The following is an 8,093-nucleotide window of genomic DNA, read 5'->3' on the forward strand; positions in this document are numbered from 1 at the left end:
GCCATAGCATATTGAGGGTATAGCGGTATGAGGAGTACTTCAGTAACCCCTTGCTGGTGTAAGGCAGCCAAGCCCTCGCTGATGCTGGGGTTGCCATAGCGCATTGCCATTACCACTGGTACTGACACTTGCGCTTGCACTTTGGCGGTTAGTCGCTTGCTGATGACAATCAGCGGTGAGCCTTCTTCCCACCATATTTTTTTATAGGCTTCGCTAGTTTTTGGTGGACGTACGTTGAGGATAATACCACGAACGATAAGATAGCGCAACCAGTATGGATAATCAATAACGCGCTCATCCATCAAAAACTCTTTTAAATATCGTTTGATGTCTTTGACCTCGAACGAATCGGGAGAGCCTAAATTTACAAGTAAAACTCCTTTTGGCATTTTAGTATATTAATAGCGGGCAAAGGTACGAATAATTTGTCAATTTGCTAATTTGTCGATTTACAAATCGGTAAATCGTCTCATTTCGTCTTTTGTTTTTCGTCTTTTGTGATTTTAATAATATTTTCGGCTAATTCTTCCTCGACATCGGCTTCGGGCTTGTCTTTTTCCATTTTGCCGTCTTTGCGTTTGCGAGCACTGACTGAAAGAATACAGCCTAAAGCTAAGCAGGTCATCCAAATGGAAGTACCCCCACTACTGATGAGCGGTAAGTTCTGTCCGGTGACAGGCATTAGCTCTACCGCTACCGCCATATTGATGATGGCTTGTAGCATTATCGGGATACCTAATCCTAAAGCTAATAGCTGTCCAAAGAGGGTGGCCGCCTGCTGGGAAATCACTACTAACCGAAATAGCAAAATAAAATAGAGTGCCATAATGAAAAGGGCGCCCATTGACCCGTATTCTTCGGTGATGATAGCGTAAATAAAGTCAGATGAACTCTGAGGGAGGAAGTTTTTCATAGTGCTCTTGCCAGGCCCTTGCCCTACAATGCCTCCTTTGGCAATTGCCATTTTGGAGAGTTCAACTTGGTATACCTCTTTTTTGTTTTCGTCTTGGGCAAAATAGGAATCTATTCGGCTTTCCCAAGTGGAAAAACGGCTAGGAGCAAGGTCGGGGAAGGCTTTTGCAAACAAGAATAGAAGTCCGCCTAACGCTATGCCAATACCCGCAATATAGAGCAGATACTTAAACGGATATCCCCCCAAGAAAGCCAATAGCACCACCGAAAAGACGATGATAAGGGCTGTAGAGAGGTTGGCAAAGACCACTAAGGCAGTAATACCAGCCACTGGCGTCCAGAGGGGTAACAGGCTGTCTTTGAAGGTGATTTTCTTGTCATGATTTTTAGCCAAATAGGAGGCTACATAGACCATAAGCACTATGAGGGCAAAGGCAGAAGGCTGAAAAGAGAAGCCTAACACGTTAATCCACCGACTGGCGTTCGCCTCTTTAATAGTAGTGCCGGTAAAAATAGCCATAAGCAGTAGTCCTACAGATAGGAGAAGCCCTAACCTAGAGGCAGGGCGGAAAAAGCGATAGGGAATCTTATGTACAACAAAAGCAGTGGAGATACCCAAGCCTACAAAGAAAAAGTGCTTGAAGAAATAGCCTGCTGTGGTAGTGCCTGTGCGCACTACGTACTCGAGGTTGCTACTGGTGCTATACACCGCTAATGACGAGATGAAAGCAAAGATAACAATCAGCGCCCATAACGTCTTATCGCCTTTGATATTTTTGGCTATCCAATCAATCACAAACATTGGCTGCGGGTATTAGAGTTTAGCTACTGCAGCTTTGAACTGATCGCCACGGTCTTCATAACTTTTGAAAAGGTCGAAGCTCGCACAAGCAGGTGATAACAATACGGTGTCGCCAGCGGTAGCAAAGCGTTGCGCCATCTTTACAGCCTCTTCCATAGAACGGGTTTCTACCATATTGTCGATGACATTGTAAAAAGACTGTAATATAGGGGTATTGTCTACGCCTAAGCATACTATGGCTTTTACTTTTTGATGTACGTAAGGTAGCAGAGAGTTGTAGTCATTGCCTTTGTCTTGTCCGCCTACTATCCATACGATAGGGGTTTTGATAGTGTCTAAGGCGAAGTACACTGAATTGACGTTGGTAGCCTTAGAATCGTTTATATAAGTTACGCCCTCAACGACTTTCACCTCTTCTAAGCGGTGTGCTGCCCCTTGGAACCCTTTGAGGCTTTCGCGTAGTGATGCGTTGCGGATGTTTACTAAGCGCGCCGCTACTGCTGCCGCCATAGTATTTTTGATATTGTGTTTTCCTTTTAGGCTTATTTCTTCTACGTCTATTACAGTGGTTTGATTCTCTAACATAATATGTATTTTGTTGTCTTTTAAGAAAGCTCCTTCGCTCAGTTCTTTTTCGATTGAAAAACCTATACACTTAGGTTTTAGGGGGTGGGTGGTGAGCCAGTCGTTTATCACGGGGTCATCGGCATCGTAAATAAAGTAATCGTTGGCAGTTTGGTTCATAGCAATGCGAAACTTAGAGGCTATGTAATTCTCAAACTTATAATCGTACCTGTCTAAATGGTCGGGGGTAATGTTGAGCAACACGGCTATATGGGGTGCGAAATGCTCAATGCCGTCTAACTGAAAGCTGCTGATTTCGAGCACATAATAAGGCGGATTGCTATGGGCTACCAACTCGGCAAAACTATAGCCTATATTGCCCCCCAAGCCTACTTCTAACCCTGCTTGTTTGAAAATGTGGTGGGTGAGTAGGGTGGTGGTGGTCTTGCCATTGCTGCCGGTTATAGCTACAATGGTACTATGGGTATATTGGCTGGCGAACTCTATTTCGGAAATAATAGGTATCTGTTTTTCGCGTGCTTTTTTGATGATGTCGGCCTTATCGGGGATGCCGGGGCTTTTCATTATGCAGTCGGCAGCGAGTATGCGGGCTTCGTCGTGAGAGCCTTCTTCGTAGTCGATGTTTTGGCGGGATAGGATGTCGCGGTATTGGGGTTTTAGGGCGCCTCTATCGGATAAGAAGACGCTCCAGCCCTTTTGTTTGGCTAAAATAGCGGTACCAACGCCGCTTTCGCCACCGCCTAATATTACTAAACGTTTCATTTTAATGGGTGTTTAGAGAACTTTTTGTTTGGGTTGCAAAATTACAAAATAAATAGGAATGCACAAATTTTTTATTTGGATTTAACAGTGCGAGCCGCACGGGCAGAGAAGTGAGACGGGTGATTGTTCGGTCTTCCTATAGTGTTCCTATATTGTTCCTATAGTGTTTTTGTGTCGGTGGTAAGGGGATTTTTTTCTGATTTTTGAATTTTCTGATTGATAAATTGGTGAAATGTGTAAAAAATCTATAGCCTTAATAAAACTGTTATGAATTGTTAAAGTTTTGTATAGGAAAAGTTAAAATATAGGGTGCTTATAGGTAGGTTTTATAGGGTGAAATGTGCTGTAAATAGGCTGTATAGTATTGATAATAAAAAAGTTGTGTAAGTATTATGAGATATAGTAATAGGGAGGGGGAGGTGAAATGAGAGTCTCTGATTTTAACATTTGATAAAAAGGTGTTTGGCTATGTCGGCAATTATGTGTACTTTTGTGCATTAAAGTATTATTGAATATAGTAGTTTCAAGATATAGCACATAGCATTATGAAAAATTTTTTTCTAACAATTCTTTTAGTACTAATAACTATCTTTGGGCTTTCGGCGCAAACGTCCCTAAACCTCAATGGCTTTACCCATACGGTTACGCCAGGGCAATGTCGTGCCGATGCTAAGATAAAAGTAACCCTGCCTCCTACTATAGGGGCGGCAGGCACTAAGCTACAGGTGAAATTAGACAAACCCAATGGAACGAGCGTTACCGAGCCTCTCGAAATAGCAGTGGCTGGCAAAGACTCTCACGAGTTTACGCTACTTACCGCTGGGGTGCACACTATTACACTTATAGAGGTGGCTACTGCCAAAAGCTCTGTGCCTCGTGCCGTTACGGTGGCTTCTACTTATATAGCCCCTACTTTTACGGTTAACACTCAAGGTCCTAATTGTGCTGGTACAGGCAATGATGGTAAGATTACTTTTGCTGTAGCAGCAGGGGTAAGGGGACCTTTGGCGGTAAAAATTACAGGCCCCGATGGCGAGGTGTACAGCCAAACCCATAATGCACCGGCAGCTCCTGCCAAGTTTACCCTTACAGTGCAAGGTACTGATGCTAAGCCTTTGAAAGCAGGGCAAACCTATCAGCTAAGTGTACAAGATTTAGCAGGAGGTACGCCCGACTGTGGCGATACCAGTAGAAGTGCTTTCACTATTCCAGCCTCACAGCTTTCGCTTAGCTGTTTAAATGTGAGAATAAACTATCAAAATAGTGGGGTGAGAATGAATGCTAATTGTAAATTTAGCTTTTCATTCCAAATAGAACGCACTGATGGGGGATCGTTGAGAGATTTTGATGATATCATTAAAGCAGACCCTTATATAGCTGTAGTAAAACGCTATGACAGTGCGGGCGTACTACAGCGTACTTATCCTGTAGGTACCACTTATACAAGTGAATGGTTAGGGCTTAAAGTGTCTTACCCACGTTCGTTTGTGTCGGATTATGATTTTGAAGAAGGTGATATAGCTGAGATACAAATTAATATAGGACCGACCCCTATTAAGCATAAGTTCAAATTTGATAAGAATGTACTTGATTTGATGTTGAACTCTACTAACCCTTCGCAAGCACAGGGTTCGTTTTTGTTTAGAGAAAGAGATGGAGGGCGAATGCTTGAGGCGATTAACCGTTCAGACCTAAACCCAGACCCAGCAGTTCCTTGTCCGCCAGCTAATACTAAGAAGTATCTATATGTAGAGAATTATTTTCGTAGTATATATCTACCCGATGCCGATGACACTACTAAAAAGCTGCTATTTGGCAACTATTTCTGGTATAATGACTTCCAAGGTACTGCTAACTTTTCGCCAACACCTCCTGCTACAGGACCTGCCTATTATTACGAAATATACCGGTACTTAGGTACCGGCTATCCTGGTTGGAATGAGTCTTACACCTCTAATAATATGGACGAAACTGATCCTACCAAGTGGCGGCTTTTAATACCTGGTACCAACTATAATTGGATAAACGCTAACTATGCTGACCTTTCAGGAGGTAACCCTGATGGTTATTATATGGTGAAGTACGTGGCTAAAAAGGCAGACGGAACTATCTCTTGCTACCAACCTAAGCGTATTACTTATATTCAAACTTTACCTAACCAAATAGCTGACCGTTTTAATGGCTTAGAAATTAATAAAGGAGCGTTTAAGGGTACCGTTTCTATACGCAAATGGCTTTCAGGAGCTCATTTTAACTATCCTATTAAGGTAAAAATAGATTACCTTGATGATGGGGCTATGGGCACAACACGCACCTACGATTTTGTTACCTCTCTACCTTTTGAGAGTCTGCGCACGGTTACTTATACTTTCCCTATAGAAAAAGAAGTGTTAAACCCTGAGACCTCTAATGAAATGGGTTTATTTCAGTTTGGTGATATTCCTGCGGGGAACTATCGTCTTACTCTTACTGATAATTGTAATAATACTACTTACAAAGATTTTAACTTTGATACCCCGATGCAGTATGATAAGGATGAGGTGAAAGTAGTAAGAGGTTGTGCTAATACTTCAAAAATATCATACGAATTAGCTGCCCCTGAGAGAGGCTCTATAATGGGGGTAGAATATCGATTGCTAAAGAAAAACAATTCGGGTAATTATATAGTAATAAAATCGAGCAATAAAGCTTCTGATACTTTTAATGATTTGCAAACAGGGGACTATTTGTTTGAAACTCGCGGATATTATTACGCACGTATTAAAACAGGTACTTGGAAAGGGCAAGAGAAAGCTCCTAATGGAGATATGAAATGGACGAATGTTAATGACCCTACTTCTACTGTGAACGGCTATAGTATGATAGACTCTCCTGATTTGCGAGATCTTGCCTACCCTCATCGCGATGGTATCGTAAGTAAGCATACGAGTAGAACCTACCTAACTATCAGTCCTACAGGAGAGTTAGATTTAGAGGTGTTGGGTAGCTCTTGTGGAGCAACTCCTAATTCTGGCTTTGTGGGGATTAATATTAAAAATCCGGAGTATATAGTCTATCCGCTTCAGTTTACCCTTAAAACTACAGGGGGCGCAGTGGCGAAAACTTCGCCTGTTTTCCAAGAAGGGTCTAACGTGTCGAGCTATGTCTTTAAAAATGTGGCTAATGGTAATTATGTAGTAGAGATTTCGCATGCTTGCCGTGTGTATAACGAAGCTGCAAGGGTAGATACAGGTAATTATACCGCTCCTCCTATCACTTATACTATTAATAGTACCAGTCCTTGTAACGGCGATGAAGTGAAACTTACTTTTGGAGGTTCTACCCAGCTATTTTATATAGAGTGGTTTAGAATAGAAAAAGACAATAGCCGTACTTCGTTGGGTATCTCGCAAACAGTTACCGATACTGTAAAACGCAATACCACCTATATAGTAGAGTATAAACTAATAGACTCTTCTCTTTGTGTTACTAATAACTCAGGGGTGTCGTCTGTTACTGTAAACTTTGCTGCCGATAATGTGCCGCCAGTGATTACAGGCTGCCCTACGGGTACTATCACTGTCAATACACAAGCAGGTAAGTGTTATGGTGTAGCTACTTGGGGTACCGTTACTGCTACTGATGACTGCCGTATAGATACGTGGAGCCAGACACACCAGAGCGGTGCTCATTTTGATGTAGGATTACACACTGTTACTTATGTGTTTGTAGATACGGCTGGTAATGCGGCTACTTGTACCTTTAATGTAGAAGTGAAGTCGAAAGCTATTAATATGGAGATGAGTGATGACTTCGTAGATGGTACTAATGGTGTGATAAACCGTCAGTTGGCAAATAGCGAAAGCTTTAACTATCGCATTACTTATCAGAATAAAGGTCAAGAGAATGTTACCTCGGCTACTATGCAGATTACCCTACCGAGCCACCCAGCGCTTACTGTGGGTACGCCTGATTTTTCAGGGGCTGCTTGGAATATCTCTACTAAACCTACTGTTTTAGGACAAACTAGTACGACCCTTACCCTTTCGATACCTATACAAACGCTTAATGCGGGAGGACAAAAGAATACTATTCTTATACCAATGACGCTCAACGGCGATTGCAATGAGATAGGTAAGCCTTGTATGAACTTGCTACACGCTTCTTATTCGTTTACTTACGAAGGAGGGCGCGCGGGTTGTATTATACCTGCACAAACTAGCACAGGCTCTAAAACTATTGAGATTTCTACTCAAGGTTGTAGCCGTACTGAGCTACACTGTGCTGCGGCTACTACCTCTATAACAGCTGTGGCAGGCTTTGACCAGTATATATGGTACCAAGGCACGACCCGCTTAGCTAATCCGTTAAACCATAATTATATAGAGGCTACCGCCACAGGTACTTATCGCGTAGAGAAAATACAGCAATGCAATGGTACTACTTATACTACTACAGAGATTATACAATTAGTAGGTGAAGGAGAGATAGCAGACCCTATCAGGGCTAAGTTTAGCACTGGTGATGTGTGTGCTAGTGACCAAAGTATATGGATGAACCACATCATCTTGTGTAATGAGCCTTCGCGTACTATATCGCTTAACTATCGCAATACTAAGATAGAGTGGCAGCAGCTAAAAGCAGGTAACACGCATATCACGCAGAACTGTCCTGATAAAGATGACAGCAAGTGGCAGACCGTAAGTACTAATAGTTCTTTCACTGTTAGCACTAGTGCTAGTTATCGTTTGCGTATTAGCAATGCTAACAATGATTGTTATAAAGATTTCTACTTTGATGTGTTTAACAACGCTCTTTCAGGGGAAATAGATTATTATAGAAATATATCGAGCTACGAAACAGGGCAGATACGTGTGAAGATGGCTACCTCGGGTATTGCTTATAAATATGTGTTGAAAGACTCTAATGGTGTAGTAGTACCTCAGAACGGTCAGCAATTTGTTACCTCTAACTCGCCAGTAAGAACGTTTACTATCAATAATCCTGATACCTATACTATAGAGGTGACTTCGCCAGCTTTGCCATCAAGCTG

The 8,093-nt window shown here is 42.2% G+C and carries 4 protein-coding genes; 1 reads left to right on the top strand and 3 read right to left on the bottom strand.

Annotation, left to right across the window (positions count from 1 at the left end):
* From HMPREF9074_RS09170 to murD, 3 genes are all read right to left on the bottom strand, one after another.
* On the bottom strand, positions 1–389 hold a 389-nt coding region (locus HMPREF9074_RS09170; RefSeq protein WP_034540376.1), incomplete at its 3' end, for a ferrochelatase.
* An 80-nt stretch (positions 390–469) separates the two neighbouring features.
* Positions 470–1,714 carry an FtsW/RodA/SpoVE family cell cycle protein gene (locus HMPREF9074_RS09175; RefSeq protein ID WP_009389508.1) on the bottom strand — a complete coding sequence of 415 codons (1,245 nt, stop codon included), beginning with the start codon at positions 1,712–1,714 and terminating at the stop codon, positions 470–472.
* Positions 1,715–1,726: 12 nt separating this feature from the next.
* A complete protein-coding gene (murD, locus tag HMPREF9074_RS09180; RefSeq protein ID WP_009389507.1) occupies positions 1,727–3,061 on the bottom strand; it encodes a UDP-N-acetylmuramoyl-L-alanine--D-glutamate ligase in 1,335 nt (444 codons plus the stop codon).
* A gap of 545 nt (positions 3,062–3,606) precedes the next feature.
* Here murD and HMPREF9074_RS09185 point away from each other — a divergent pair.
* On the top strand, positions 3,607–8,093 hold a 4,487-nt coding region (locus HMPREF9074_RS09185), incomplete at its 3' end, for an HYR domain-containing protein (protein WP_034540374.1).

Source organism: Capnocytophaga sp. oral taxon 329 str. F0087 (assembly GCF_000213295.2).
GTDB classification, from domain to species: domain Bacteria; phylum Bacteroidota; class Bacteroidia; order Flavobacteriales; family Flavobacteriaceae; genus Capnocytophaga; species Capnocytophaga leadbetteri_A.

Excerpts from the sequence above, each read along its gene's own strand:
- HMPREF9074_RS09175 (WP_009389508.1), bottom strand. The coding sequence starts at position 1,714 with ATGTTTGTGATTGATTGGATAGCCAAAAATATCAAAGGCGATAAGACG.
- murD (WP_009389507.1), bottom strand. The coding sequence starts at position 3,061 with ATGAAACGTTTAGTAATATTAGGCGGTGGCGAAAGCGGCGTTGGTACC.